Source organism: Variovorax sucrosi (genome assembly GCF_051216635.1).
Classification (GTDB): domain Bacteria; phylum Pseudomonadota; class Gammaproteobacteria; order Burkholderiales; family Burkholderiaceae_C; genus Variovorax.
This window is the reverse complement of the sequence record NZ_JBPJZU010000004.1, coordinates 90,639-115,337: the sequence shown is the minus strand read 5'-3', so window position 1 is coordinate 115,337 and position 24,699 is coordinate 90,639. Positions and strand designations below refer to the sequence as shown.

The following is a 24,699-nucleotide window of genomic DNA, read 5'->3' as shown; positions in this document are numbered from 1 at the left end:
ATGACAGTTCTCAGTTCTAACAAAGTCGCGGTCGTGACCGGGGCTTCTTCCGGGATCGGCGCCGTCTATGCGGATCGGCTGGCAGCGCGCGGCTTCGATCTCGTCTTGGTCGCTCGGCGCGTTGACCGCCTCGAAACGCTCTGTGCACAGCTCGCGAAGGCGCACGGCATCCAGGCCGAAGCGATGGTGGCCGATCTCAGCGAAGACCAGGATCTGGCACGCCTCGAAAAGCTGCTAGCCACCCGTGCCGACGTGCGCGTGTTGGTGAACAACGCCGGCATCGCGCGGCTGGGGCCGGTGGCTCAGCGGTCGGCAGCCGACGCGCTGTCCCAGATCAGCCTCAACATCACCGCGCTGACGCGCCTGACGCAAGCGGTGGTGCCGGTCTTCATCGCGAGAAACGAGGGGTTGATCATCAACATCGCTTCCGTGTTGGCGATCCATTCGCTGGCCATCAGCGCTGTCTACAGCGGCACCAAGGCCTTCGTCCTGCAATACAGCCGAGGTCTGCAGGAAGAGCTGGCGGGCACCGGGGTGAGGGTTCAACTGGTGCTGCCGGCATCGACGGCCACCGAGATCTGGGACCTGTCGGGCGTCCCGCTGGCGGCTCTCAACAAAGAGGCCTTGATGACGACCGAGCACATGGTCGATGCGGCACTGGCGGGATTGGACCAGGGCGAAGCGATCACCTGGCCGTCGGTCGCCGATGCGGCGCTGTGGGAGAAGTACGAGGCAGCGCGCTCCGAATTGTTCGCGGCCACCCAGGTTGGAACGCCGGCCCCGCGCTACCGGCTCGGCTGAGCCCTCAGGCCACGATCCCGGCTCTCTCTTCTTCTCTTTCCTCTCCCAATTCCTCCAGGACAGCTCAATGCTTTTCGACGCCTTCTCCCTGCGCGCCACCCCGCTCAAGAACCGCACCGTGATGTCGCCGCTCACGCGCAGCCGCGCGAGCGACGACAACACGGCCAACAGCCTGATGGCCACCTACTACGCCCAGCGCGCGAGCGCCGGCCTCATCATCACGGAAGGAACCTCGCCGTCGCCCAACGGCTTGGGCTATGCCCGGATACCGGGTCTGTTCAATGACGCCCAGGTGCAAGGCTGGAAGCTGGTGACCGACGCAGTGCATGCCAAGGGCGGCAAGATCGTCGTGCAGCTGATGCACACCGGCCGGGTGTCCCACCAGGCCAACCTGCCGGCCGGCGCCGAAGTGCTTGGACCCTCACCCGAGACCTGTCCTGGCGAGATGTGGACCGATATGCAAGGCAGCCAGCCGCACACGCCGCCGCGCGCCATGACAGAGGCCGACATCCAGGCCGTGATTGGCGAGTACGCAACGGCCGCGCGCCTTGCCATCCAAGCCGGCTTCGACGGCATCGAATTGCACGCGGCCAACGGTTACTTGCTCGAGCAATTCCTGAACGCCAACGTCAACCGACGCACCGATGGCTACGGCGGCACGCCCGAAGGGCGCAACCGGCTGGTGCTCGAGGTCGCCCGTGCGACGGTGAAGGAGATCGGCGCCGAGCGAGTTGGCATCCGACTGTCGCCTCACGGCGTGGTCAATAGCACCGGCGCATTCGAAGGCGTGGACGAACAGTGCCTGACGCTGGTGAAGCAACTCTCCGCGCTGGGCCTCATGTATGTTCACGTCCTGGACCATTCGGCCATGGGCGCCCCGCCCGTCCCCGCAAAGCTGAAGACCGATTTGAAGGCGGCGTTCCACGGCCCCTTCATCCTCGCCGGCGGACTCAACAAAGCCAGCGCACAACAGGTGCTGAGCGAAGGCCGCGCGGACCTGACAGCCATGGGCAGGCCTTTCATCGCCAACCCTGACCTGGTCGAGCGCATGCGCCAGGATGCGCCGTTGAACGCTCCTGCCCCGGACACGTTCTACACGCCCGGTGCCAAGGGCTACACGGACTATCCGGCGCTCGCGGGTTGAGCCTCAAACGTCCCCGATTGCACCCTCAAACGCAAAACTCGCGGGCCTAGGAACTCCTTGGCCGCTCCACACGATCCGGAGAACGATTTGAGTACCTGCACACCCGTCGGTATTGGCAAGCGCGCCCTGGTGACCGGCGCATCCAGCGGCATTGGCGCGGCCATCGCGCGTGAGCTCGCGGCGCTCGGCGTTGATCTCGTGCTGACAGCGCGGCGCCGCGACGCACTCGATGCGGTCGCCGCGACCTGCAAGGGCGTGAAGGTCGAGATCGCCACCGCAGATCTCGGTAAGCCCGGTGCCGTGCGTGCGTTGTGGGACGACGCGACCGCCGGCGGCCCGATCGACATCCTGATCAACAACGCCGGGTTCGGCTATTTCCGCCGGTTCGACGAGGTCGACTGGGCGCGCGACGCGGAGCTCGTCCAGCTCAACATGACCTCGCTGGTCGAGCTCGCGCGATGCTTTGTCGACGCGCGTAAGACAAGCACCGGACCCGCGCACATGGTGAACATCGCGTCGACCGGCGCGTACCAGTCCGTGCCGAACATGGCGCTGTACGCAGCGTCGAAGGCGTTCGTGCGCAACTTCAGCGAGGCCCTGCACGACGAGCACCGCGGCACGCCGCTGTCGGTAACCTGCATCTGCCCCGGTGGCACCGAAACCGCGTTCCATGCCGAATCCGGCGGGGGCGACTACTCATGGATCGCGAACGCGTCGATGAAAAGCGCGGAGTTCGTGGCACACGCCGCCATCCGGGCCATGCTGCGCGGCAAGCGCACGGTCGTTCCCGGCCTGTTCAACAAGCTGTCGTGCTTAACCGTGCGCTTTGTGACGCGGCGGTTCGCATCGCGGGTGGCGACTCAGGTGCTCGGCAAGCCGCGGTTCGTGCTACCGGCGCGTACATCACTCTGCCGCCTGCAGCGCTGCGAGGATCCTGTCGCGGCAGACCGAAAGAATCTCGTCGGCGAGCGGCGAATCGTCGGGGCAGGCGCGCGACATGACGATGGCGCCGACCGCATGCGTCAGTAGGTCGAGCGACCTGGCTCGCGCCTGACCCGCGTCTGCATCGTCCAGGGACGCGTCCTCGGACCGAAGTGCAGCCAGCAGGCTCTCGATGCCATCCGCAAATGTCGCCCGGACCGTTTCCGACTGGCGCGCCACATCTCCGCCCAGCGCGGCCATCGTGCAGCCGGCCGCGCGGCTGTCGCGGTGCTCGCGAGAGAGGTAATGCCGCACGAATTCCGACCTGTCCACCCCCGCGGTCAGCGCCGCCGTCTGCGCGATCCCGCAGGCTGCCGATTCCGCCATCAGCTCGGCCTTGGAGCGGAAGTGCTTGTAGAAGCCGCCGTGGGTGAAGCCAGCGGCGGCCATCAGATCAGCGATGCCAATCCCGTCGTAGCCGTGCTCACGGAACAGTGTGGACGCCGTCTCGACCACGTGTGCCCGGTTGGCCTGCGCCTGCGCCTTGGTGACCTTCATCTTTTGTCCGCGGTGGTTTGTGCCTGTCTGAAGAAGCCACTATACATTGATGTCAATCATCATCAAAGCCTGGACAATTTTGATGATGTTTGACATCATTGCGTCGAGTTCGGTTTTTGAAGCTGGACGACATGACTGAGAAGGCGTGCTCGAACGCCGACCAACCAACAGACAACTGCAAAAGATATCCATGACCATGCTTCTGACCGACCTCGCCACCGGTGGCATTCGCGTCCGTCTTTCCCTCATTGCGCTGTCCGCGGCGCTTATTTCGCCTCTGGCAGGGGCCAACGACACGACTGCAGTTGCCGGCAGCTCGCCTGCCGCGACCCTGGTGCAAGGGGCGACGTGGGTGAGCGTGCCCACGCAGAGCGTGTCCGCCGGCGGTGTTGACTTCTCTTACCGTGAGCTGGGGCAACGCAACGGCAGCACGCCGGTGGTGCTTCTCGGTCACTTGGCCGCGGTCCTCGACAACTGGGACCCCCGTGTCGTCGATGGGTTGGCCGCCAGGCATCACGTGATCGTGTTCGACAACCGTGGCGTCGGCGCATCCACGGGCACGCCGGCGAACACCATCGAACAGATGGCGGACGACGCTATCGCCTTCATCAAGGCCAAGGGATTCAAGCAGGTCGATCTCTTCGGCTTCTCGATGGGAGGAATGATTTCGCAGGAGATCGTGTTGAAAGAGCCCGCGCTGGTGCGCAAACTGATTCTGGCCGGCACCGGACCGGCCGGTGGCCTGGGTATCAGCACGGTGGCTGGCGTGGCGAACTACGACCTGCTCCGCGCGACATTCACCGGCCAGGATCCGAAGCAGTATCTTTTCTTCACGCGCACGTCGAACGGCATCGCGGCCGGGAACGCCTACTTGAAGCGTTTGCAGGAACGCACCGCGGACCGCGACAAGGACATCAGCATCGGTGCTTATGTGGCGCAACTGCAGGCGCTCCGTGCGTGGGGGCAAAAGCGGCCGGCCGACCTCTCGGTGATCAGCCAGCCCGTTCTCGTGGCCAATGGCGATGACGATCGAATGGTGCCGACCAGCAATTCGCACGACCTCGCCCAGCGCCTGCCGAACAGCCAGTTGGTCGTCTACGCCGATGCGGGTCATGGTGGGGTGTTTCAGTACCACGAGGACTTCGTGCCCAAAGCGCTGGCATTTCTGGCCAAGTGATTCGGCGAAGTTTTCACAACCACACCAACCCCCCGAAGCCCCTCGACAGCTGAGCACATGACCGACACCCATCTCACCACGCCCACGCGCTTCGCCGATGTCGACGGTACGCGATTCGCCTACCGCCGCTGGGGCAATGCCGATTCCGGACAACCGCCCCTGCTGCTCCTGCAGCATTTCCGCGGCGGTATGGACCACTGGGACCCGTTGATGACGGACGGTCTGGCCGAAGGCCGCGAAGTCATCCTCTACAACGGCCGCGGTGTCGCTTCGTCCAGCGGCCAGCCGCGCACCCGTATCGAGGACATGGCCGACGATGCGGCCGCCTTCGTTCGCGCGTTGGGCTTGCAGAAGATCGACGTGCTGGGCTTCTCGCTGGGCGGCTTCCAGGCGCTGGACCTGACCTGGCGCCATCCCGAGCTGGTGCGCAAGCTGATGCTGCTGGGCACCGGCCCGCGCGGTGGCGACCCGGACATGGAGCCGCAGGTGCTGACCACGGCGCCACGCCCGGTTCCCACCTTCGAAGACTTCGTGTACCTGTTCTTCGGCCGATCGAAGCAAGCCGAGCAGGCCGCGCGCGACTTCTGGCAGCGGCGGCATCAGCGCGTCGACCAGGACCCGCCGTCGTCACCCGAAGTCGCCAAGGCGCAGATCGAAGCCAACATGCTGTACCTGCCCAGGCTGTCGGAAGACGACCCCTTTTCCTACCTGCGCGGCATCCAGCAGCCGACCTTCATCCTCAACGGCGTGCACGACGTGATGATCCCGACCGTCAACTCGTTCTACATGGCCCGCAACCTGCCGAACGCGCAATTGTTCATCTACCCGGACTGCGGCCATGGCGCGCAGTTCCAGTGCCCGGAGCGCTTTCTGCATCACGCGGTGCGGTTCCTGAGCGAGTGACGGCCACGGCACGCATCGACCCCCATTCAAGATCCAGCATCCAGAAAGCCCTCCCCATGCTCAAGTTCAAGTTCCTGCTGTGGGCGTTCACGCAGCTCCTGAAACGACAGATCAAGAACAACCCCGACTGTGCGCGCTACGTCGCAGGCAAGAGTTTGGTGTTCCAGATCCGCACCGCATCGGGCGGGGGCCGTCACTACGTCATCCGCGATGGCGCCATCCGATCCGCGGTCGGCCTGGCACCGAACCCCCAGTTCACCCTGAACTTCACTGACGCTGCCAAGGGCTTCACGATCCTCTCGGCCAAGGACAGCCAGGCGGCATTCCTGAGGGGCCTGCGCACCAAAGACTTGACCATCAGCGGCGATTTCCAAGAGGTGATGTGGTTTCAGGGCCTGACTGCATTCTTGCAGCCGCCGAAGATCGTCTCCCCCTACGACCGCACCGCTTTCTGAGCCAAACCATGACATTCAAAGCACTGCTGACCACCAAGACGGGCGACGTGATTTCCACCGCCCTGGTCGACTTCGACGAAGCCAACCTGATGCCGGGCGACGTCACCGTCGCGATCGACTATTCGACCGTGAACTACAAGGACGCGATGGCGGTCAGCGGCCATGCACCGGTGATTCGCCAGTTCCCGCTGATTCCGGGCATCGACTTTGCGGGCACCGTGGAAGCCTCGTCGCACGCAGGCTTCGCGGTCGGCGAACGCGTTGTCGCCAACGGTTGGGGCCTGAGCCAGACCCACCATGGTGGTCTGGCGCAGAAGGCGCGCGTCAATGGCGACTGGCTGGTCAAACTGCCCGACGTGTTTTCGACGCGCGATGCCATGGCCATCGGCACGGCGGGGTACACAGCCATGCTGTCGGTAGTCGGGCTCGAGCATGCGGGCGTGACGCCGGACAAGGGCGACGTGCTGGTCACCGGAGCCGGCGGCGGCGCCGGCTCGATCGCGATCGCTTTGCTGTCCAGGCTGGGTTATCGGGTGGTCGCATCGACCGGGCGGCTGGAGGAGACGGACTACCTGAGCGAGCTCGGGGCGGCCGAGGTCATCGACCGCCGCACGCTGTCCGAGCCGGGCGCCCCGATCGCCAAGGAGCGCTGGGCCGGCGCGATCGACTCGGTGGGTAGCCACACGCTGGCCAACGTGCTGGCGCAGACGCGCTACCGCGGAGCGGTGGCGGCCTTCGGGCTCGCGCAGGGTGCAGACCTGCCCGGTTCGGTGCTGCCCTTCATTCTGCGCAACGTGACCCTGGTCGGCATCGACTCGGTGAATGCGCCGCGGGACGTGCGGCTGCAGGCATGGGCACGCCTGGCCACCGATCTGGACCTGGGCAAGCTCGCACGTGCCACGCAGGTGGTCGGCCTGGCCGAAGTCCCAGGCCTTGCCGGCCGGGTGATTCAAGGCAAGGTACGCGGCCGCACGGTCGTCGACGTCAACGCGTGAAACCCCCCCTTTTGCTACGCCGCCTTCCCGCAGTCATTTGGAGCTAGAACAACATGAAAGCCTTCATCATCGATCGCTACGGCAAGAAAGAAACTGGCCGGATCGCCCAAGTACCGGAGCCCGAACTGCGGGACGATGACGTTCTGATCCAGATCCACGCGGCAGGCGTCAATGTGCTCGACATCAAGATCAGGAGCGGGGAGTTCAAGCTTGTCCTGCCCTATCGCATGCCCCTCGTGCTGGGCCACGACGTCGCCGGCAAGGTGGTCAAGGTCGGCGCGCGCGTGCGGCAGTTCAAGCCGGGGGACGAGATCTATGCGCGGCCGGATGACTTCCGGATCGGCACCTTCGCCGAGTACATCGCCGTCAAGGAGCAGTCGGTGGCGCGCAAGCCTTTCAATCTGAGCATGGAGGAGGCGGCCTCGATCCCGTTGGTCGCTCTGACAGCCTGGCAGGTGCTGGTCGAGATCGCCCAGCTGAAGAAGGGGCAGAAGGTCTTCATCCAGGCGGGCTCCGGCGGCGTGGGGACCATCGCCATCCAGTTGGCCAAACATCTGGGCGCATTCGTCGCCACGACCACCAGCACGAGCAATGTCGATTGGGTCAAGTCACTCGGCGCCGATGTCGTCATCGACTACAAGAAGCAGGACTTCGCCACCGAACTGCGCGACTACGACGTGGCGCTGAACAGCCTGGGCAGCGACGAGTTGAAAAAGTCGCTGCAGATCCTCAGGCCGGGCGGGCATCTCGTCTCCATCTCAGGTCCACCCACGCCCGACTACGGGGCAGAACAAGGCCTTGCCTGGCCGTTGAGGCAAGTGCTGCGTCTACTGAGCTACGGCATCCGCAAGAACGCCAAGCAGCGCGGCGTCACCTACTCGTTCCTTTTCATGCGCGCCGACGGGGGCCAACTCGGCAAGATCGCTTCGCTGATCGAATCGGGCGCTATCCGACCCACGGTCGACCGCGTGTTTCCGCTGGATACCACGGCCGATGCATTGGCTTACGTCGAACAGGGACGTGCCAAGGGCAAGGTCGTCGTCAAGGTCAGGTGAGAGGCCAGTGCAGCCCCGAGCACTGCCGACACCTTTCGTTTCGATTGCGTCGGGCCGATTTACTTTCGTCAATGCTTACGCATTTAGGTCCAAAGCACTAACATCGAATCCTTCACAAAGGAAGGGAAAAAGTGCTCATGGACGTCGTCTTTAACATCAGCCCGCTTGGCATGGAGGGGCTCGGTGTCACTCTTGTTTCCCTTGTACGCAACTGCAGCCAGCCGGAGAAGTTGCATTTGCACTTCCTGTCATCGGGCCTCGGTCCGCGCGACAAGGACAACGTGCGCCGACTGCTTGCCGGCGAGAGCTTCGGCGGCGAAATCAGCTTTATTGACTTCGATGCCCAGAAGGAATTCGGAGAGTTGCGCCCCCTGCATGGGGACTGGACTGCGTACGGACGGCTGCTGATTCCGGAGCGCATCCAGGCGCCGCGCGCGCTCTACCTCGACTCCGACCTGGCCGTCCGTCTGGACGTGCTGGCGCTGGAGAAGGAAGTGGCATTCAACGGAGAGTTCATGGCCGCCGTCTTTGGCTGCACCGTCGAATGGACGATCGATCAGCGCTTCCTGAAGGAACATGCCGGGCTCCAGCCCGACACGCCCTACTTCAATTCCGGGGTGGTCTTCTTCGACCTGGACGAATGCCGCCGACGCAACGCCGCGCAGACCTGGAGAAACTTCGCCAGGCAGCATCGCGACAGCCTCACATCACACGATCAGACCGTGCTCAACGCCTATGCCAACGGCCGCTTCGTGCAGCTGCCGGCCCGTTACAACACCGAGTGGCCGCCCGCGTACCAGCAACCCGGCGAGATCGAAAACGCCATCATCCACTTCTCGGGCTCCCCGAAGCCGTGGGACCTGACCGGCCCTTGGCTGCATCGAGGGCATTCGCTCTGGCACTCTTATCGATCGGCTTTCTGGCACCAGCAGTACGGCCGGTTCAATCGACCGAAATGGGGCCGAACCTGGATGATCAGGCACTCCATCGCACGCGTGCTGAAGGACCGGCTTCTGCCCAAAAGCCGCGCCTGAGCGGCTGCCCGGCCGGCGCGTCCGTGGCCGTCAGGCCGCGGATCGGTTGCCTGCAGGCAGCGGTCGGTGGGCCTCGGCGGGCCGCATGTCGGTGATGCGCTTTTCGAAGTGCACGAAGATGAAGCGTGACAGCACCAGGCAGGCCGCCAGCCCCACCACCTTCGACAGCACATTCACGGTGGGGTGGTCCCGGCTGTTGCCGAACAACGCATAGACCGTGAACAGCACGGGGATGTGGCTGAGGTAAATCGAGTAGGACCACTGGCTCAGGTGCGTGACCGGCGTGCGCAATGCACGCAGCCAGCCGTTCGGGGCGGCCAGGCGCTGTATCCACGGCAGCATCAGCGCAAACGAGGCGGGCGCGAGCACGAACGTTGTCCGGTAGACACCGGTGCCGTCGAGGTCGAGCGCGTACAGCACGAAGAGGGTGAGCGCCAGCGCCGCACCGGCCAGCATGCTGGCCAGGCGCAAGCGGCCGTTCCATGGCCGGCGTGCGACCAGGAATGCAGCAGCGACTCCGTAGAAGATCGCGTCCAGGCGGGGCAGCGTCATTCGCCGCACCTCGTCGGCCGGCGCGTGCAGCAGCACGTACTCGCGCAACAGCGGCGGCACCACCATGAACACCACGGTGGTCACCAGGAAGGCCGAGCGCTTGCGCAGCCCGGCGGCCGTGAAGGCAAGGAGCATCAACGGGAAGGTCAGATAGAACCATTCCTCCACGGCGAGCGACCAGGACACGCCGTAGAAGGAGTTCTCGCCGGACATCATGTTCTGCAGGAAGAGCAGGTGCGCCGCGAAGTGGTGCAGGGTTGGCAGGCTCCCGAAATGCGCATGGAAGGGGAGCGCCACAACCAGGAAGAGCAGGTAGTTCGGAACGGTGCGATACCAACGGCGCATCCAGAAGATGCGCACGTCCTCGAAGGACCACCGCGGCGTGGTGAGCAGCGAGCGATACAGGATGCCGCCGATCAGGTAGCCGCTGAGCGCGAAGAACATCTCGACCCCGAAGACGCCGACAAACTCGAGCTTCTTGGCGAAGTGGGAGGCGAGAACGAGTGCGACTGCCGCGACACGCGCAAGGTCGAGTCCGAAACTACGGTTCATGGGGATCCAGGGGGGGAGAAGCCCGGCACCATCGGTGCGGGCCGGGTGTCAGTGGGTCGTGGTCGTCGCAGGGTGTGCGATGGGCATGGGGCCACCCGGTGCATCGGAGCCGGGCACGGCCTCATGCACACCGCGGTCAACCGGTAGGAAGGTGATCATCGAGCTGCCAGGTGATTCAATGCCGATGGGCGCGAGGGCTTCGGGCGCGGCCAGCGCGCCGAACGACGCCGCCAGGTGGTCGAGCATCAGCCGCAGCAGCTTGGGCTGGTACTGGCGCGACAGGTAGACCGCATGGATTCCGAGGATCTCGGGCTCGTAGTCGGGCAGCAGGCGGATCAGCGTGTTCGCCGCCAGATCGTCGCCGACCAGGTAGGTGGGAAGCAGTGCGATGCCCGTGCCGCGGATCGCCGCCCGGCGCGCCACCGTGGGCTCGTTGGTCTGCAGAACCCCATGGAACGGCGCCTTTACCAGGCGCCCGTCCTGCCACAACCGCAGTTCGTTGTGGCCGACGTAGCTGTGGGTGATGCAGCGGTGCGTGCTCAGGGCCTCCGGCGAGGCGGGCAGGCCGGCGGCCGCCAGGTAGGCAGGAGAAGCGCAGAGTACCGAGCGGCATTCGCCCAGCCGGCGCGCCACCAGCGATTCGTCCAGCTGGTTGCCGATGCGGACGGCGAGGTCGATGCGGTCTTCCACCAGGTTGACAGCGCGCTCCTGCACCAGCAATTCGATCTCGACCTGGGGATGCAGCGCGAGGAACTCGGCGATCACATCGGCCAGGCGGGCCTGGGCGAAGGAGGCGCTGGCCGTGATGCGCAGCCGGCCGCGCGGCGCGCTGCGCCGGGCGCCGGCGGCGGCCTGCGCTTCGCTGCTCAGTTCCAGCATCTGGCGGCAGCGCTGCAAGGCCTCGGTGCCGGCTTCCGTCAGGCTGACCCGCCGGGTGGTCCGGTGCAGCAGCCGGACGCCGAGCCACAGCTCCAGGCTCTCCAGGTTGCGCGACACCATCGCGCGCGACATCCCGAGCGCCTTGCCGGCCCCGGTGAGGCTGGCGCGTTCGGCGATCTCGACGAAGACCTGCATGGCGGAGAGGCGGTCCAATTGGCTCGTTCCAGTAGACAAACAATTGATCAGTCTACGGTTTATCAATCAATTTGGAGTCAATAGAGTCAACCCTTTACATCTCTCACAAACTGGGACAGCCATGAATTTCCGCTCCAAGACCCTCGCCCGCCTGCTGGCGCCCCTGGCACTGACCATGGGCGTGGTGGCCCACGATGCCGCCGCGCAGGCCGCCCCGCTGACCCTGCAGGTCTACAACGCCGACGCGGGCAGCTTCCACGTCAACGCCGTGCTGGTGTCGGGCAAGGCCGACGCGGTGCTGCTCGACACCGGTTTCAGCCGGGCCGATGCGCTGCGCATCGCGGCGATGGTGCTGGACAGCAAGAAGACGCTCAAGACCATCTACATCAGCCAGGCCGATCCCGACTACTACTTCGGCATCGAGGTGCTGAAGCAGTACTTCCCCGATGCCCAGGTCGTCACGACCGCGCCCACGCTGAAGAAGATCCAGGCGACGCTGGCCACCAAGCTGCAGGTCTGGGGTCCGCGCATGGGCAGCAACGCGCCGAAGGCGGTGCCGCTGCCGGCCGTGCTCGAAGGCAACACCATCGCCCTGGAGGGCGAGACGCTCGAGATCAAGGGCCTCGACGACAGCCTGCCGCATCGCAGCTACGTCTGGATTCCGTCGCTCAAGACCATCGCCGGCGGCGTCAACGTCTACGGCGGCCTGCACCTCTGGACGGCCGATGCGCAGACGGTGCAGGAGCGCGCCGACTGGAGCAAGAAGCTGGGCGTCATGGCCGCGTTGCAGCCGGTCCGCGTCATCCCCGGCCACGGCCTGCCGGGCACGCCGCAGGATGCATCGCAGCTGCTCTGGAGCCAGGCCTACCTGGCCCGCTTCGAAACCGAACTGCCGAAGGCCGCCAACAGCGCTGCGCTGGTCGACGCGATGAAGAAGGCCTATCCCGATGCAGGCCTGATGGTGGCGCTGGACATCGGCGCCAAGGTCAACAAGGGCGAGATGAAGTGGTGACCCGGCTCCACTACCTGTACGACCCGCTCTGCGGGTGGTGCTACGGCGCCGCGCCGCTGATCCAGGTGGCCCGCGAGCTGCTCCCGGTGCAGGCGCATGCGGGCGGCATGATGGCCGGTGCCCAGCGCCGCGCCGTCACCGCCGAACTGCGCCGCTTCGTGGTGGAACACGATCGGCGCATCGCCGCGGCGAGCGGGCAACCCTTCGGCGGGGCGTACCTGGACGGCCTCTTGTGCGACACGGGTGCGGTGCTCGATTCCGAGCCGCCGATCACCGCCATCCTGGCGGCGGAGCACGTCGCGCAGCGCGGGCTGGACTTGCTGGCGCGGCTGCAGCGGGCGCACTACGTCGAATGCATGCGCATCGCCGAGCCCGAGCCCCTGCGCGCGCTGGCGGTCGACATCGGCATCGACGGCCTGGCCTTCGAGCGCGCCTTTGCACTGGCCGAAGGTGCCGTCACGCAGGCCCACATCGACAACAGCCGGGCGCTGCTTGGCCGCCTCGGCGCCAGCGGCTTTCCGACGATGGCGCTGGCGCAGGACGATCGGATGGTCGTGCTGGACATCGGCCGCTATCTCGGTCGCCCGGAAGCCTGGCGCAGTCTGCTCGCGCAGAAGGTGACGATGTCGGAAGCCGCGCCCGGCGGGGATTTCACAGGCACGCTGAAAGGATGCGCTTTATGACCGCTGCAATGTCCCACCTCGAGATCGTCCGTGCCCACTACGAGGCCTCCGCACGCGGCGACGTCCAGGCCATGATGGCCCATGTCTCGCCGCAGGTGCGTTGGACCGAGATGGCCGGCTTTCCCTGCGCGGGCGTCTGGATCGGCCCGCAGGCGGTGGTCGACAACGTCTTTGCCGTGCTCGGCAAAGCCTGGGAAGGCTATCGCTTCGAGCTCGAACTGCTGATCGACGGTGGCGACCGGATCGTCGGCACCGGCAGCTACCACGGTACGTACCGCGCCACCGGCCAGCAGATGCAGGCCCGCGTGGCCCACGTCTGGACCTTGAGCGCAGGGAGCGTGGTCGCCTTCGAGCAGTTCACCGACACGCTGCTGGTCGACCGCGCCATGCGCTGAGCGCCCCCGCCCGGTTCCGTCCGGGCATCTCCCTATGTGCGCCTCCTGGCACGACCATAAACTGGGCCGCCCTGTGCGCGGTCCCGATGTCGCAGGAAACCACCAGGAGATCCGCATGATCCGCTCCACTGCAACCTCATCCGGTTTGCCCGTGCCATTGATGCCTTTCATGCCTTCCCCACGCTTCGCGGCGCTCGGCTCGGCATTGGTTGCCGCCCTGGTGGTCGCGGGTTGCGGCGGTGGCGACGGCGACAAGGAGCCACCGGCGGTCGCAAGGACATGCGCGCAGCTCAACGGCATGACGATCCCGGCGTCCGCCATCGGTCTGGAGACCACCGGCGCCACCGTGACCAGCAGCGCCGTCGTCCCGGCGGCAGGCACCGGCAATGCGGCCGTCGGCGAATACTGCAAGGTACTGGGCGACATCAAGCCCGTCGACGCCACCGCGCAGAGCATCAAGTTCCAGCTGAACCTGCCGGCGGCCTGGAACGGCAAGGCGGTGATGTTCGGCGGCGGCGGCTACAACGGGACCATCGCCACCGGCGCCGGCAACGTACCGGCCGGCCCCGCCGACAAGCCCACGCCGCTGGCCCGTGGCTACGCGACGTTCGGCAGCGACTCGGGCCATCAGGCCAACCCGCTCACCACCAGCCGCGACGGCAGCTTCGGCGCCAATGACGAGATGCTGCGCAACTTCGCCGGCGACGCGATCAAGAAGACCCGCGATGTCGCCGTGGCGTTGATCCAGGCACGCTATGCCGACAGGGTGCAGCGAACCTACTTCGCCGGCGGGTCGACCGGCGGCCGCGAAGCGCTCATCGCCGTCACGCGGTGGCCGGGCGACTACAACGGCGCGATCGTGCTCTACCCGGCGTGGAATGCAGCGGCGCTCGATCTGCAGTTCGGCCGCATCGCACGCGCCCTTGCACAGCCGAACGCCTACCCGAGCCGCGCCAAGCGCAAGCTGCTGCTCGACGCTTCGCTGGAAGCCTGCGATGCGCTCGATGGCGTGGCCGATGGCCTGATCAGCAACGTCAGGGCTTGCAACACGAGCTTCAATCCGCGCACCGCGGTCCTCCGGGGCGCGGCGCTGCGCTGTGCGGGTGGTGCCGACCTCGGCGACAGTTGTCTGTCCGATGCCCAGATCACCGGCTTCGAAGTGACGAACACGCCGCTGGTGCTCAACTACCGGCTCGCGAGCGGTGAGACCACATACCCCGGCTTCAACACCTGGGGCACCGATTTCGGCGTGCCCGGCACGAGTCCGCTGCAGCCGACGGTGCTCACGCTGTCGCTCGGCACCGAGCAGCCGGCCAATCCGATGCCGCCGGTCACAGCCACCACGTCCCCGCCGTACGGCAGCACCTTCTGGGATCAATGGGTCAAGTTTTTCGTCACGCGCGACCCGAACGCGAATCCGCTGTCGCTCGATCCGGAAAATCCGGGCGCACTGCAGGCGCGCATCGTCGCACTCACGGCGTTGCAGGATGCGAATGGCACCGACCTGTCAGCGTTCAACGACAAGGGCGGCAAGATCCTGATGGCGCATGGCGCGCACGATGCGCTGGTCAGCACGCGGGCGACCGAGCAGTACCTGGAACGGCTCCGCAGCACGATGGGCACGGCGCAGCTGGATCGCTTCCTGCGCTATTACGAGATCCCGGGTTATGGCCACGCCGTCAGCAGCGTTTTCAACGCGGCATGGGATTCGTTGACCACGCTGGAGAACTGGGTCGAAGGTGGCGTTGCGCCGCCGGCCCAGGTCGTCGCCGATACCGCTGGCGTGCCGGGACGCACACGACCGTTGTGCGTGTATCCGGGCTATCCGCGCTACCGGGGGACGGGCGACGTGAACGTGGCGGCCAGCTTCACCTGCGCCACGCCTTGAGCCGCGCGGTCCGGCCAGCACCGATGCCTCCAGCCGGTGCTCAGCGCCGCATCGTGTCGCGCTGCGTCACCGGCGGTGCGTCGTTGCCCCACGATCCGCGCACGTAGGTCAGCACGGCTGCGATCTCGTTGTCGTCGAGCACCTGGCCGAAGGGTGGCATGCCATGGGGCCGCGGATTGCCGGCGGTCGAGGGCAGGAAGCCACCGCGCCGCACCACCTGGATCAGGTTGAGCGGCGTCGCGAGCTGCACCGCGCGGTTGCCGGCCAGCGGCGGAAAGGCGCCTGGCACGCCCTGGCCTGCGTCGCCGTGGCAGTAGGCGCAGCGCTGGTCGTAGATGCGGGCGCCGCGTTCCATCGTGCCGGCATCGCGCCGCACGGGCGCGTCGACGGCTCCGTCGGCGCCGGGCGTCGTGTCCGGCAGCTTCTTCAGGTACAGCGCCATCGCCGTGAGGTCGGCCTCGCTGAGGTGCTGCGTGCTGCGGAACACCACGTCGGCCATCGGCCCGCTCACCGAGGCGCCGGCCGCGGTGCCGTTCTTGAGCAGCGCCACCACGTCGGCCGTGGCCCAGTCGGCCACCGAGGCTTCGCGCTTCGATGCGAGCGACGGCGCATACCAGTTCTCGGCCGGAATCAGGCCGCCCGACAGGCCGCGCTTTTCCTCCGTGGCCCCGAGCAGGTTGCGCGCGCCGTGACAGGCGATGCAGTGGCCGAGGCCTTCGACCAAGTAGGCGCCGCGGTTCCATTCGGCCGACTGATCCGCCGCGGCGACGAAGGTCGACGGCGTGAACGACAGCGCGCGCCACACGGCCAGCGCCGCCTGCGTGTTGTAGGGGAAGCGCAGGCGATGCGGCGTGTTCGGCGTCGTCGCGGGCGGCACGCTGCGCAGGTAGGCATAGAGCGCGTCCGAATCGGCACGGGTGATGCGCGTGAAGTTCGGATAGGGGAAAGCGGGATACAGCAGCCGGCCGTCCTTGGACCGGCCGTTGTGCATCGCGCGCCAGAACTCGCTGGCGCTCCAGTCGCCGATGCCGTGCTGCAGGTCGGGCGTGAGGTTGCTCGCATGGATGGTGCCGAAGGGCGTGCCGATGCCGAGCCCGCCGGCGTAGGCCGCGCCGCCACGGACGGTGTGGCAGCCGGCGCAGTTTCCGGCCAGCGCGAGGTAGCGGCCGCGCTCGACCTGCGTCGGCGTCGCCACGAAGCGGGCGTCTGCGCCCGCGGTCAGCGGGGCCTCGTCGCGCAGGTTGAGCACGATCACCGCGGCCGTGCCGAGCAGCAGCGCGGCAACCGCGCCGATGAAGAGATAGACGCTGCGCCGCAGCAGGCTCGTCTTCATCGGGCGGCCGCCGTCGGCAGGGCGCTGCAGGGCATCGGCAACGGGCCGGGCAGGGCGGCAACCGGCTTGGCGCGGTCGGGCACCGGCTGCACCGAGAGCCAGCTCGCCACGGCGTTCACGTCGTCGGTCGTCAGCCGCTTCCCCACCGCCGCCATGCAGTCGGGCGCCAGCGCATGGCGATCGTCGGTGAGCCAGGCGCCCAGTTGCGACGACAGATAGAGACGCGGCAGGCCCACCAGCGGCGGAATGCCCGGCAGCACGCCGGTGAGCGTCGCACCGTGGCACTGCGTGCAGGCGGGAATGCCGCGCACCGCGTCGCCCTGCAGCGCCAGCGCCTTGCCGCGCGCCAGCGTCGCTGGGGATGCATCGCTGGCGGCCTGCACGGTGGGGTAGGGCAGGTCGAGCGCGGCGAAATAGTCGGCCATCTCGCGCAGGTAGTCATCCGACAGATGCTGCACCAGGTGGACCATGTCGGCATTGAAGCGCCGGCCGTCGCGGAAGCTCAGCAACTGGTTGTACAGGTAGCCCGCCGGCTTGCCGGCCAGCCGCGGGAAGAAGGCGGCGTTGCCGCTGGCGCCCTCCCGGCCATGGCAGGCGATGCAGGCCCCGACCCGCGGCGTCATGCCGTCGGCAGCCCCGGCACGCACCACAGGGGCAGGCTCGGCGGCGAAGGCCAGCACTGGCAGGCTGCAGAAGGCCAGCAGCCAGAGCCGGCGCAGCAGGCGGTGGCCGGTGCGGGCCGATGGCGGGGAGTGGCGCAGAAGTCTCAAGGCAGGCGAAGCTCGTGGGGAAGGCCGCCCGACGCGCGAAATCGCCGGGGTGTGGGGGCTATTGTCGGCTTCGACACGGGTGACCGTCTGGCCGGCGGCCGGGCTGAACTGAGCTGAACTGAACTGAACTGAGCTGAGCTGTCGCACTACAGTCGGCCCATGCACAAACATCTGTCGGAAGCCGCGGGCCTTCAGCGGCTCGCCTATGGGGCGGCCGCGGGCGTGGCCTTCGCCCTGCTGCCGTGGCCGATCAGCGGCATCGCACGCGGACTGGCGGCCTGGAGCTTCGGCAGCGCGGTGTACCTGGCGCTGGCGTGGTGGCTGGCGCAGACTTTCGATGCGCAGCGCACCCGCGCGCGCTCGCAGTCGCTCGATCCGCCGAACGTGCTGATCCTGATCGTCATGCTCACCGCGGTCGGTGCCTGCATCGCAGCCATCACGCTGCTGTTGCAGCAGGTCCAGCGGATGGTCGGCGTCGAACGGGCCGCCTACATCGCGCTCGGGCTGCTGGCACTCGCCAGTTCGTGGCTGCTGATCCACACCATCTACGCCTTCCATTATGCGCACCGCTACTACCAGGCCGAGCTGCAGAAGACCGACGCCGGCCCCGGTCTGGATTTTCCCGGCAAGCTGGACCCGGACTACTTCGACTTCCTCTACTTCTCGTTCGTGATCGGCATGACCTCGCAGGTGTCGGACGTGCAGGTCACGTCGCGCGCGATGCGCCGCATCACGCTCGTGCACGGCGTGCTGTCCTTCGCCTTCAACATGCTGGTGCTGGCGCTGTCGATCAACGTGGTGGCCGGCGCCATTTGAGCGCTCAGGTGCGCGTCGTGGCGTGCCGGCCGACATTGACCAGGCCGGTCGACAGGGCCACGCCGCAGACGATCACCGCGGCGCAGATCAGCATCCACCCGGTCACTGCTTCGCCCAGGAACACGGCGCCGTAGAAGACCGCGAACACCGGCACCAGGAAGGTCACGGTGAGCGCGCGGGCCGGGCCGGCGCGCTCGATCAGCCGGAAGAACAGGATGTAGGCCACGCCGGTGCTGGCCACGCCGAGCACCGCGAGCGCCAGCCAGGCGCGCAGGCTGGGCATCTGCGATGGCCAGAACCACAGCGCGGGCAAGGCCAGGAACAGCGTCGCGCCGAGCTGGCTGCCGGCCGCCGTCGCCAGCGGCGGCACGCCACTCAAGTGACGCCGCGTCGCGCTGGCGGACACGCCATAGCAGAGGCAGGCCGCGAGGCAGGCGAGCACTGCCCACAGGGCGGCATGGTCGCCGGCAGCGCCGGCATGCAGGCCGGCGCTGCGGCTGGCCAGCATCGCCACGCCGGCGAAGCCGATCACCAGGCCGAGCAGGCGCGACGCGCTCGGCCGTTCGGCGAACCAGGCCCACGCGACCAGCGCACCGAACATCGGCACCGTGGCATTGATCACCGCCGCCAGGCCGCTGTTGATTGTGAGCAACGCGAAGCAGAAGAAGGCGAAGGGCAGGCCGGAGTTCAGCACGCCGATCAGCAGCGTCGGCTTCCAGTGCCGCACCAGCGCCGGGCCGTGGCCACGCAGCAGCATCAGGGGCAGCAGGAAGAGGGCGGCGATGCCAACCCGCAGCGCGGCGGCCGGCAGCGCGCCGAATTCCGGTGCGGCGATGCGCATGAAGAGGAAGGACGCGCCCCACAGCGCGCCGAGCATGACCAGGTCGAGCAGCCACGGCTTGTCGGCGGGGGCGGCTGCCGGCTGGGCCGTGGCGGTCGGTGCGGCATCGCTGCGGTGCGTCGTTCGGTTCACGCTGCTCACAGGGCGCCTTCCCGGGCGAGCAACGCGGTCTTGCGCTCCAGCCCGCCGGCATAGCCGGTGAGCGAGCCGTTGGCGCCGAGCACACGGTGGCAGGGCACGATCACGCTGATCGGGTTGCGCCCGACCGCGGCACCCACGGCACGCACCGCGGTGGGCTTGCCCACCTGCAGGCTCAGCGCGCCGTAGCTCGTGGTGGCGCCGGACGGAATGGCGCACAGAGCCTGCCACACCGCCTGCTGGAAGGCGGTGCCGTGCGACAGGTCGAGCGGCAGGTCGAAAGCGTCGCGGGTGCCGGCGAAGTAGTCCTGCAACTGGGCCGCCGCCGCGCGCAGCACCGGATGCGTGTCGTCGGCTTGCCAGCCGCTCATGTCGGGCAGGTGTCGCTGCCGGTCGAACCACAGGCCGGCCAGGCCGTCGTCGGTGGCGGCCAGCGTGACGCCGCCGAGCGGGCTGTCGGCACGCAGGGTGCGCAGCAGGGGGGTCTTGAATTTCATGGGGGGTCTCCGGGGCGTTCCTTCAGGCGGGCAGGCCATCCGGTACGGGGGTGTCGAGGGCCGGCGGTGCAGTCACGCGCTGGGGCATCGGCGCGGGCAGCGTGTGCCAGGCCCGCAGCACCGCGTAGCTGCGCCAGGGGCGCCAGCACTGCGAGGCGTCGGCCGCCTCGCGTGCCGTGCTCACGCCCAGTGCCTTCTGCAGCGCGACGTCACCGGCCGGAAAGGCGTCGGGCCAGCGCAGGGCGCGCATCGCGATGTACTGGGCGGTCCAGTCGCCGATGCCGGGCAGCGCCTGCAAGGCGGCCAGCGTGGCAGGCACGTCGGCGCCGGGATGCAGCCGCAGCCGGCCGTCGGCGGTCTCCCGGGCCAGCGCCTGCAGCGCACCCTGGCGCTGCCGCACGATGCCGAGTCGGCCGAGCGTGTCGCCGCTCGCCGCGGCCAACGCGGCTGGTGAAGGAAAGAGCCGGGTCAATCCCGCGACCGGCGTGTCGATCGGCTCGCCCAGCGTTTCGACCAGGCGCGAGCCGAGCGTGCGCGCCGCGGCCACCGTGATCTGCTGGCCGAGCACCGCGCGCACCGCCAACTCGAAGCCGTCGACCGTGCCGGGCACGCGCAGGCCGTCGCCGGCGGGAAAGGCATCGTGCAGCAGCGCGTTGATGGCCATCGGCTCGGCATCGAGGTCGAGCATTGCCCGCACCCGGCTGATGACCACCGGCAGCGCGCCGGCCAGCGAGTCGCTGACCCACAGGCGCAGCCGCTCGCGGTCGAGGTCGAACTGCAGCTCCAGCCAGCCGGCGTGCAGTGCGCCGGCATGCGGCAGCCGCAACGTGCGGGCGAAGCGCTGGCCGCTGGCGTCGAAGGCCTCGACACCCTGCAGCGCGCGGCGCGCGAAGAAGCCGAGCACGGCCGAGGCGTCGTACGGCGGCCGGAAACCGAGTCGCACCTCGATCGCGCGCTCGTTCCGTTCGCCGCTTGCGCCGCCCGCACGCCGCAGCGCGCTCGGGTTGAGCCCGTAGTGCGCCACGAAGGCGGCGTTGAAGCGCCGCACGCTGGCGAAGCCGCTGGCCAGGGCCACCTGCGCCATCGGCAGGGTGGTGTCGGCGATGAGCTGCTTGGCGGCGAGCAGCCGCCGCGTCTGCAGGTACTGCAGCGGCGAGACGCCGAACTGGGCCTCGAAGATGCGGCGAAGATGGCGGTCGCTCACGCCCAGTCGTGCGGCGATGCGGGCGGCGCCCGGGCCATCCTCGCTCCAGGCGTCGGGCTCGTCGATCAAGCGTGCTGCCTGCAGCGCGAGGATGCGCGAGGCGTCTTCGGTCGACCAACTCGCCGCGCGCGGCGCCAGCTCGGGCCGGCAGCGCAGACAGGGCCGGAATCCGGCCGCTTCGGCCTGGGCCGCATGCTGAAAGAAGCGGCAGTTCTCGCGCCGCGGCAGCTTCACCCGACAGACCGGCCGGCAGTAGATGCCGGTGGAGGTCACGGCGGTGAAGAAGCGGCCGTCGAAGCGGGCGTCGTGTGTCTTCATCGCCAGATAGCAGGCATCGCTCGCCAGGCCCGCGCCAGCGACGGGGGTGTCGAGGGATGCATGCGTGGTCGTCATGCGATCGATCATACGTTTCGACCTGGGGCGGAATAGCCATTTCCGGACATCTGGCAGACGGAGGCCATGCCTACAATGGGCGCCGTTTTGAGAACTTTCAGGGCACACCCATGCAACTCAGCGCTTCGATCTTCAAGGCTTACGACATCCGGGGCATCGTCCCCAGCACGCTCGACCCCGAGATCGCCGAGGCGCTGGGCAAGGCCTTCGGCAGCGCGGCACGTGCCGCCGGCGAAAAGTCCGTGGCCGTGGGCCGCGACGGCCGTCTGTCGGGCCCCTCGCTGGTCGAGGCGCTGATCCGCGGCCTCGTGGCCACTGGCGTCGAAGTCATCGACGTCGGCGCCGTCACCACGCCGATGCTGTACTTCGCGGCGCACACCCTCGCCACCAGCGGCATCCAGGTCACCGGCAGCCACAACCCGAAGGACTACAACGGCTTCAAGATGGTGCTGGCCGGCCGCGCGATCTACGGCGACGAGATCCAGGGCCTGCGAAAGGTGATGGAAGCCGACAGCGCCACGCTCGCCCCCGGCGGCAGCGTGCGCCAGGTCGACGTGACCGAGGCCTACACCCAGCGCATCGTCGGCGACATCAAGCTGGCCCGCCCGATGAAGATCGTGGTCGACTCGGGCAACGGCATCGCCGGCGCCTCGGCCCCGGCCATCCTGCGCGCCATCGGCTGCGAGGTGACCGAACTCTTCAGCGAGGTCGACGGCAACTTCCCCAACCACCATCCCGACCCGAGCAAGCCCGAGAACCTGAAGGACCTGATCGCCGCGCTGGCGGCCGGTGACGCCGAACTCGGCCTGGCCTTCGATGGCGACGGCGACCGCCTGGGCATCGTGACCAAGGAAGGCAACAACATCTACCCGGACCGCCAGATGATGCTGTTCGCGCGGGATGTGCTGTCGCGCGTGCCGGGCGGCACCATCGTCTACGACGTGAAGTGCTCGCAGCGCCTCGGCCCGGCCATCGAAGCCGCCGGCGGCGTGCCGATGATCTACAAGACCGGCCACTCGCTGATCAAGGCGAAGATGAAGGAAATCGACTCGCCCCTCGGTGGCGAGATGAGCGGCCACATCTTCTTCAAGGAACGCTGGTTCGGTTTCGACGACGGCACCTACGCCGGCTGCCGCCTGCTCGAGATCCTCAGCAAGAGCCCCAACGCCAGCGCCGTGCTCGACGGCCTGCCGACGAGCTTCTCGACGCCCGAACTGAACGTGAAGTGCGCCGAGGGCGAGCCGCACGTGCTGGTCGACCAGCTGATCAAGACGGTGAAGTTCGACGCGCCCGCGCAGATCTCGACCATCGACGGCGTGCGCGTCGATTGGCCCGACGGCTTCGGCCTGATCCGCGCATCGAACACCACGCCGGTGCTCGTGATGCGCTTCGAAGGCCAGACCGAGGCCGCGCTGCATCGCATCCAGGACGCCATGCTGGCCCTGCTCAAGACCGTCAAGCCCGACGCGCAGCTCGCCGAAGCGGCGCACTGACCCGGCCGAGCGTGCGTTCGTTGTCGCTGCGCCTCTACGGCGCGTTCACGTCCCTGGTCCAGCCGCTGGTGCGGCGCAAGCTCAAGCGGCGCGCCGAGGCCGAGCCCGGCTATGCGGTCGCCGTCGAGGAGCGCTTCGGCCACTATGACGAGGCGGCCGTCGGCACCGGCTGGTGCTGGGTGCATGCGGTGTCGCTGGGCGAATCGCGCGCGGCCGGCATTCTGATTGCCGAGCTGCGGCGCCAGCACCCGGGCATCCCGATTTTGCTGACCCATGGCACGGCCACCGGCCGTGAAGAAGGCGCCAAGCTGCTCGAGGCGGGCGACCTGCAGGTGTGGCAGCCCTGGGACACGCCGGCGGCAGTCGCGCGTTTTCTCGATCGATTCGCGCCGAGCATCGGCGTGCTGATGGAAACCGAGGTCTGGCCGGTGATGGTCGCGGCCTGCCGCGAGCGCCGCATTCCGCTGGTGCTGGCGAACGCACGGCTCAACGAGAAATCGCTGGCCTCGGCCGAGCGGCTGGGCTGGCTCGCGCGGCCGGCGTACTCGAGCCTGACGGCCGTGTGGGCGCAGACCGAGGCCGACGCGCACCGGCTGGTGTCGCTCGGCGCCAAGGTGGCCGGCGTCTACGGCAACCTCAAATTCGACGCCACGCCCGATGCACGGCAGCTCGCGGCGGCTGCCAAGTTCAAGGGCCAGTTGCCGCGCCCGCTGGTCGTGCTGGCCAGCTCGCGCGAGGGCGAGGAGCAGATGCTGCTCGACGTGCTCAAGCGCTTCGGCGCCACCCGCCCCTTGCCGCCGGAACAGCCCGGCATCGACTCCATCGCACGCCAGGTCGCAGCGGTGCAGTGGATGATCGTGCCGCGCCATCCGCAACGCTTCGACGAAGTGGCCGCGCTGATCGAATCCAACGGCTTCGGCGTGGCCCGGCGCAGCGCGGCCGGCGCGCCGACCGCAGCCGAGATCTGGCTGGGCGATTCGCTCGGCGAGATGGCGCTGTACTACGGGCTGGCCGATGCAGCGCTGCTTGGCGGCAGCTTCGAGGCGCTTGGTGGGCAGAACCTGATCGAGGCCGCGGCCTGCGGCTGCCCCGTCGTTCTCGGCCCCTCGACCTTCAACTTCGCCGAGGTGGCCGAGCTCGCGGTCGCGGCCGGTGCCGCGCTGCGCGTGCAGACCATGGAGCAGGCGGTGCGCGCCGCGTTGTCGCTGGTCGGCGATGCGGTCCGGCGCGAGGCGATGGTGCAGTCGGCCCACGGCTTCGCGGCGTCGAACCGCGGTGCTGCCGAGCGCACGGCAGCTGCGGTGCTGGCGATCGCCGAAGGCGCTGCGGCGGCTCCGCCGCCTTCGGCCGATGCGGTGCCGGAAGAGCGGGCCGATCCCACCCTGGATTGATTGCCGCTCAGCGCGGCGGTGCTGCCGTCGCAGAGAGCGTCGAATTGATCGCCTGCAGATCGGCCGGTACCAGCGTCCCGTTCGCCTGGCGCAGCTTCAGGTTGCCCAACAACACGTTGTAGCGCGCCAGCGCCAGGTCGCGCTTGGTCTGAACTAGCAGGCTCTCCGCGTTGACACGTCGATGCTGATGCGCTTGGGACGGCGTTGCCCAAACCGCGCCTGCAGCAATCCAAAGGCATTGAGCCGCAGTCCAGGGGTGGCTTGCCAGCAAGGAACGACCCTCCAGCAAACCAGCCAAGCGACTGGCTTGGGGGGAGCCCGCTGACTCCGCGTCGGCACATCGCACGAAATGAAACTTGGAAACCGTGCGATTCAATGCGACTTCAATGTTTGAAAATGTAACTAGAGCGCAAATATGCAACAAGGCGGCGACTGAAAGTGCCCTAAACCAAACGAGATCCTTGGAGTGCGGAGTGGTCCCGAGACCCCAGCCTGTTCAAGGGCGAAGCGACCGCTGCGCTTGCAGTGGCAGGCGGAGCATTACCGGCCGCTTATACCGATGGACGAACGCGGCAATGTCCCTGCATACGTATTAATTGACATTTCAAATTCTAAAAACATAAA

Annotated in this window: 23 protein-coding genes and 2 pseudogenes; 16 read left to right on the top strand and 9 right to left on the bottom strand. The window is 67.6% G+C overall.

Going from position 1 to position 24,699, the window contains the following annotated elements; translation table 11 throughout:
* From ACSFBE_RS09365 to ACSFBE_RS09355, 3 genes and pseudogenes are all read left to right on the top strand, one after another.
* Positions 1 to 801: an SDR family NAD(P)-dependent oxidoreductase gene (locus ACSFBE_RS09365; protein WP_435490382.1), complete on the top strand. Its 801-nt coding sequence runs from the start codon at positions 1 to 3 to the stop codon at positions 799 to 801.
* Positions 802 to 868: 67 nt separating this feature from the next.
* On the top strand, positions 869 to 1,945 hold the full coding sequence (locus ACSFBE_RS09360; RefSeq protein ID WP_435490381.1) for an alkene reductase: 1,077 nt from the start codon (positions 869 to 871) through the stop codon (positions 1,943 to 1,945).
* A 129-nt stretch (positions 1,946 to 2,074) separates the two neighbouring features.
* Positions 2,075 to 2,620: pseudogene (locus ACSFBE_RS09355) on the top strand (SDR family NAD(P)-dependent oxidoreductase); the annotation flags it as partial.
* Between the two features lie 228 nt (positions 2,621 to 2,848).
* On the opposite strand, the gene ACSFBE_RS09350 reads toward ACSFBE_RS09355, so the two are convergent.
* Entirely contained in the window at positions 2,849 to 3,424 is a 576-nt protein-coding gene (locus ACSFBE_RS09350) for a TetR/AcrR family transcriptional regulator (protein ID WP_435490107.1), read from the bottom strand.
* Positions 3,425 to 3,614: 190 nt separating this feature from the next.
* Here ACSFBE_RS09350 and ACSFBE_RS09345 point away from each other — a divergent pair, with 190 nt between their 5' ends.
* From ACSFBE_RS09345 to ACSFBE_RS09320, 6 genes are all read left to right on the top strand, one after another.
* Positions 3,615 to 4,601: an alpha/beta fold hydrolase gene (locus ACSFBE_RS09345; RefSeq protein ID WP_435490106.1), complete on the top strand. Its 987-nt coding sequence runs from the start codon at positions 3,615 to 3,617 to the stop codon at positions 4,599 to 4,601.
* Positions 4,602 to 4,658: 57 nt separating this feature from the next.
* A complete protein-coding gene (locus ACSFBE_RS09340; protein ID WP_435490105.1) occupies positions 4,659 to 5,504 on the top strand; it encodes an alpha/beta fold hydrolase in 846 nt (281 codons plus the stop codon).
* Between the two features lie 56 nt (positions 5,505 to 5,560).
* Positions 5,561 to 5,959, top strand: a complete 399-nt coding sequence (locus ACSFBE_RS09335; RefSeq protein ID WP_435490104.1) for a helicase — start codon at positions 5,561 to 5,563, stop codon at positions 5,957 to 5,959.
* An 8-nt stretch (positions 5,960 to 5,967) separates the two neighbouring features.
* Positions 5,968 to 6,954: an acrylyl-CoA reductase (NADPH) gene (gene acuI, locus ACSFBE_RS09330; RefSeq protein ID WP_435490103.1), complete on the top strand. Its 987-nt coding sequence runs from the start codon at positions 5,968 to 5,970 to the stop codon at positions 6,952 to 6,954.
* A gap of 53 nt (positions 6,955 to 7,007) precedes the next feature.
* Positions 7,008 to 8,009 carry an NADP-dependent oxidoreductase gene (locus ACSFBE_RS09325; RefSeq protein ID WP_435490102.1) on the top strand — a complete coding sequence of 334 codons (1,002 nt, stop codon included), beginning with the start codon at positions 7,008 to 7,010 and terminating at the stop codon, positions 8,007 to 8,009.
* A gap of 137 nt (positions 8,010 to 8,146) precedes the next feature.
* Positions 8,147 to 9,043, top strand: coding sequence for a glycosyltransferase family 8 protein (locus ACSFBE_RS09320; protein ID WP_435490101.1), 897 nt, complete (start codon positions 8,147 to 8,149; stop codon positions 9,041 to 9,043).
* A 30-nt stretch (positions 9,044 to 9,073) separates the two neighbouring features.
* Here ACSFBE_RS09320 and ACSFBE_RS09315 read toward each other — a convergent pair whose 3' ends face one another.
* A complete protein-coding gene (locus tag ACSFBE_RS09315) occupies positions 9,074 to 10,147 on the bottom strand; it encodes an acyltransferase family protein (RefSeq protein WP_435490100.1) in 1,074 nt (357 codons plus the stop codon).
* Positions 10,148 to 10,195: 48 nt separating this feature from the next.
* Complete coding sequence (locus tag ACSFBE_RS09310) at positions 10,196 to 11,239, bottom strand: LysR family transcriptional regulator (RefSeq protein ID WP_435490099.1); 1,044 nt, start codon at positions 11,237 to 11,239, stop codon at positions 10,196 to 10,198.
* Positions 11,240 to 11,342: 103 nt separating this feature from the next.
* On the opposite strand from ACSFBE_RS09310, the gene ACSFBE_RS09305 reads away from it, so the two are divergent.
* The 4 genes from ACSFBE_RS09305 to ACSFBE_RS09290 all read left to right on the top strand — a co-directional run bounded on the left by ACSFBE_RS09305 (position 11,343) and on the right by ACSFBE_RS09290 (position 15,199).
* Positions 11,343 to 12,233 (top strand): MBL fold metallo-hydrolase, encoded by an 891-nt coding sequence (locus ACSFBE_RS09305; protein WP_435490098.1) that lies wholly within the window; start codon positions 11,343 to 11,345, stop codon positions 12,231 to 12,233.
* Positions 12,230 to 12,916 (top strand): DsbA family protein, encoded by a 687-nt coding sequence (locus tag ACSFBE_RS09300; RefSeq protein ID WP_435490097.1) that lies wholly within the window; start codon positions 12,230 to 12,232, stop codon positions 12,914 to 12,916. The genes ACSFBE_RS09305 and ACSFBE_RS09300 overlap by 4 nt, the downstream gene beginning before the upstream one ends.
* Complete coding sequence (locus tag ACSFBE_RS09295; RefSeq protein WP_435490096.1) at positions 12,913 to 13,311, top strand: nuclear transport factor 2 family protein; 399 nt, start codon at positions 12,913 to 12,915, stop codon at positions 13,309 to 13,311. Before ACSFBE_RS09300 ends, ACSFBE_RS09295 begins: the two co-directional genes overlap by 4 nt.
* A 169-nt stretch (positions 13,312 to 13,480) precedes the next feature.
* The gene (locus ACSFBE_RS09290; RefSeq protein WP_435490095.1) at positions 13,481 to 15,199 is read left to right on the top strand and encodes a tannase/feruloyl esterase family alpha/beta hydrolase; all 1,719 of its coding nucleotides are present in this window, start codon (positions 13,481 to 13,483) and stop codon (positions 15,197 to 15,199) included.
* 40 nt (positions 15,200 to 15,239) lie between these two features.
* Here the strand turns inward: ACSFBE_RS09290 and ACSFBE_RS09285 are convergent, their stop codons facing one another.
* On the bottom strand, positions 15,240 to 16,532 hold the full coding sequence (locus tag ACSFBE_RS09285; protein ID WP_435490094.1) for a c-type cytochrome: 1,293 nt from the start codon (positions 16,530 to 16,532) through the stop codon (positions 15,240 to 15,242).
* Complete coding sequence (locus tag ACSFBE_RS09280) at positions 16,529 to 17,254, bottom strand: c-type cytochrome (protein ID WP_435490380.1); 726 nt, start codon at positions 17,252 to 17,254, stop codon at positions 16,529 to 16,531. Before ACSFBE_RS09280 ends, ACSFBE_RS09285 begins: the two co-directional genes overlap by 4 nt.
* Positions 17,255 to 17,461: 207 nt before the next feature.
* Between ACSFBE_RS09280 and ACSFBE_RS09275 the strand changes: the two genes are divergently transcribed.
* Positions 17,462 to 18,118: a DUF1345 domain-containing protein gene (locus ACSFBE_RS09275; protein WP_435490093.1), complete on the top strand. Its 657-nt coding sequence runs from the start codon at positions 17,462 to 17,464 to the stop codon at positions 18,116 to 18,118.
* Positions 18,119 to 18,122: 4 nt separating this feature from the next.
* Here ACSFBE_RS09275 and ACSFBE_RS09270 read toward each other — a convergent pair whose 3' ends face one another.
* The 3 genes from ACSFBE_RS09270 to ACSFBE_RS09260 are packed head-to-tail and all read right to left on the bottom strand — an operon-like array spanning position 18,123 to position 21,191.
* Positions 18,123 to 19,091, bottom strand: coding sequence for a DMT family transporter (locus tag ACSFBE_RS09270; protein WP_435490379.1), 969 nt, complete (start codon positions 19,089 to 19,091; stop codon positions 18,123 to 18,125).
* A gap of 5 nt (positions 19,092 to 19,096) precedes the next feature.
* Positions 19,097 to 19,594 carry a methylated-DNA--[protein]-cysteine S-methyltransferase gene (locus tag ACSFBE_RS09265; protein ID WP_435490092.1) on the bottom strand — a complete coding sequence of 166 codons (498 nt, stop codon included), beginning with the start codon at positions 19,592 to 19,594 and terminating at the stop codon, positions 19,097 to 19,099.
* A 22-nt stretch (positions 19,595 to 19,616) separates the two neighbouring features.
* Positions 19,617 to 21,191 (bottom strand): DNA-3-methyladenine glycosylase 2 family protein, encoded by a 1,575-nt coding sequence (locus tag ACSFBE_RS09260; RefSeq protein WP_435490091.1) that lies wholly within the window; start codon positions 21,189 to 21,191, stop codon positions 19,617 to 19,619.
* 110 nt (positions 21,192 to 21,301) lie between these two features.
* Between ACSFBE_RS09260 and ACSFBE_RS09255 the strand changes: the two genes are divergently transcribed.
* Both ACSFBE_RS09255 and ACSFBE_RS09250 read left to right on the top strand, forming a co-directional pair.
* Positions 21,302 to 22,684 carry a phosphomannomutase/phosphoglucomutase gene (locus ACSFBE_RS09255; RefSeq protein ID WP_435490090.1) on the top strand — a complete coding sequence of 461 codons (1,383 nt, stop codon included), beginning with the start codon at positions 21,302 to 21,304 and terminating at the stop codon, positions 22,682 to 22,684.
* A gap of 11 nt (positions 22,685 to 22,695) precedes the next feature.
* Entirely contained in the window at positions 22,696 to 24,075 is a 1,380-nt protein-coding gene (locus ACSFBE_RS09250) for a 3-deoxy-D-manno-octulosonic acid transferase (protein WP_435490089.1), read from the top strand.
* A 7-nt stretch (positions 24,076 to 24,082) separates the two neighbouring features.
* Here ACSFBE_RS09250 and ACSFBE_RS09245 read toward each other — a convergent pair.
* Positions 24,083 to 24,267 (bottom strand): annotated as a pseudogene (locus ACSFBE_RS09245) (TolC family outer membrane protein); the annotation flags it as partial.
* Positions 24,268 to 24,699 lie beyond the last annotated feature (432 nt).

Bases quoted from the DNA above. Each gene is read 5' to 3' on its own strand.
- ACSFBE_RS09255 (WP_435490090.1), top strand. From the start codon at position 21,302: ATGCAACTCAGCGCTTCGATCTTCAAGGCTTACGACATCCGGGGCATC.
- ACSFBE_RS09350 (WP_435490107.1), bottom strand. From the start codon at position 3,424: ATGAAGGTCACCAAGGCGCAGGCGCAGGCCAACCGGGCACACGTGGTC.
- ACSFBE_RS09320 (WP_435490101.1), top strand. From the start codon at position 8,147: ATGGACGTCGTCTTTAACATCAGCCCGCTTGGCATGGAGGGGCTCGGT.
- ACSFBE_RS09345 (WP_435490106.1), top strand. From the start codon at position 3,615: ATGACCATGCTTCTGACCGACCTCGCCACCGGTGGCATTCGCGTCCGT.
- ACSFBE_RS09285 (WP_435490094.1), bottom strand. From the start codon at position 16,532: ATGAAGACGAGCCTGCTGCGGCGCAGCGTCTATCTCTTCATCGGCGCG.
- ACSFBE_RS09360 (WP_435490381.1), top strand. From the start codon at position 869: ATGCTTTTCGACGCCTTCTCCCTGCGCGCCACCCCGCTCAAGAACCGC.
- acuI (WP_435490103.1), top strand. From the start codon at position 5,968: ATGACATTCAAAGCACTGCTGACCACCAAGACGGGCGACGTGATTTCC.
- ACSFBE_RS09260 (WP_435490091.1), bottom strand. From the start codon at position 21,191: ATGACGACCACGCATGCATCCCTCGACACCCCCGTCGCTGGCGCGGGC.
- ACSFBE_RS09275 (WP_435490093.1), top strand. From the start codon at position 17,462: ATGCACAAACATCTGTCGGAAGCCGCGGGCCTTCAGCGGCTCGCCTAT.
- ACSFBE_RS09290 (WP_435490095.1), top strand. From the start codon at position 13,481: ATGCCTTCCCCACGCTTCGCGGCGCTCGGCTCGGCATTGGTTGCCGCC.
- ACSFBE_RS09340 (WP_435490105.1), top strand. From the start codon at position 4,659: ATGACCGACACCCATCTCACCACGCCCACGCGCTTCGCCGATGTCGAC.
- ACSFBE_RS09365 (WP_435490382.1), top strand. From the start codon at position 1: ATGACAGTTCTCAGTTCTAACAAAGTCGCGGTCGTGACCGGGGCTTCT.
- ACSFBE_RS09325 (WP_435490102.1), top strand. From the start codon at position 7,008: ATGAAAGCCTTCATCATCGATCGCTACGGCAAGAAAGAAACTGGCCGG.
- ACSFBE_RS09305 (WP_435490098.1), top strand. From the start codon at position 11,343: ATGAATTTCCGCTCCAAGACCCTCGCCCGCCTGCTGGCGCCCCTGGCA.
- ACSFBE_RS09315 (WP_435490100.1), bottom strand. From the start codon at position 10,147: ATGAACCGTAGTTTCGGACTCGACCTTGCGCGTGTCGCGGCAGTCGCA.
- ACSFBE_RS09295 (WP_435490096.1), top strand. From the start codon at position 12,913: ATGACCGCTGCAATGTCCCACCTCGAGATCGTCCGTGCCCACTACGAG.
- ACSFBE_RS09265 (WP_435490092.1), bottom strand. From the start codon at position 19,594: ATGAAATTCAAGACCCCCCTGCTGCGCACCCTGCGTGCCGACAGCCCG.
- ACSFBE_RS09335 (WP_435490104.1), top strand. From the start codon at position 5,561: ATGCTCAAGTTCAAGTTCCTGCTGTGGGCGTTCACGCAGCTCCTGAAA.